This is a genomic window from Segatella copri (assembly GCF_003465495.1).
In the GTDB taxonomy this organism is placed as follows: domain Bacteria; phylum Bacteroidota; class Bacteroidia; order Bacteroidales; family Bacteroidaceae; genus Prevotella; species Prevotella copri_G.
The window spans coordinates 1-945 of record NZ_QSAV01000126.1; the positions used below are offsets into that span (position 1 = coordinate 1).

Here is a 945-nt window from a genome sequence, read left to right on the forward strand (position 1 = left end):
ATCCGTGCCGCCTTCGGAACCCACAGAACTTGCGGATTTGAATGCCACGGCATCCTTCTGGGATGACTTCTCAGCCTGAGCATTGATGCGGATTACGGCTTGCGACATCGGCTTCGAACTGTCGCCATATTTCGCATAAAAATCGTGGATGAGCTGCTGGCAGTCACGCTCCTGCGAAAAGGCTGGCATCTTCTGTGCCACCACCGCCTTCAGTTCCTCTTCGGGCATCACTCTCGATGCGCCTGCGCTCATAATCGCCAGGAGCGATGAGTGGCGGGAGCCTGGGGTGTTGATGTCTACGTCCTTCAGACCTGCCGCATTGCGGAAGAGGTCGAAGGCTGCTAGGTTCTTGACGGTTGCCTCTGCCCCAGCATCCTGATGAGCTCCAGCAGGGCTGAGATGAGCAGCATGAGCAGCATTGCTATCACAAGGTTGGGCAGGCTGAATAGCAGAGCCAGCAGAAACAGCGTGATGGCTGTCAGAGCCCGAAAGTCGATGGTCTTGAACATGGTCTTTACTTTGAACTTGGAAATTTGAACTTTGAACTTTATGATTACTATTAACTTTTAACTGTAAACTATTAACTTTCCCAGCCCGTCCGTCGATAGTGAGCCCACGGTCCAGGTAGGCTTGTCTGCGCTTCTTCAGCTCTTCCTGTGGCAGCACCTCGTACCAGTGGGGCGAGCGATAGATTTCCGACGCCTTGTCGGTGATGAAGAGCATACGTTCAGGCGTGATACAGCTCTCGTCGTAGGGCACGCCCAGCGCCTCGCAATAGGCTCGCTGTGTCTCCTCGATAGTCATACCCACGGGCATGCGGATGTCGATGTGCAACTTCTTGCGGGCAGAATACTCCAGGTGCAGCAGGGCTCCATTCCAGATGGTGTCGCTACAGTTCAGCTCCCGTGCCTTCTCTATCGCCTTATCCACATATTCCTTGTCGTC

1 pseudogene is annotated in these 945 nt (G+C 54.2%); it reads right to left on the reverse strand.

From position 1 onward, the window contains the following. Positions 1-945: pseudogene (locus DWV53_RS16305) on the reverse strand (hypothetical protein); the annotation flags it as partial.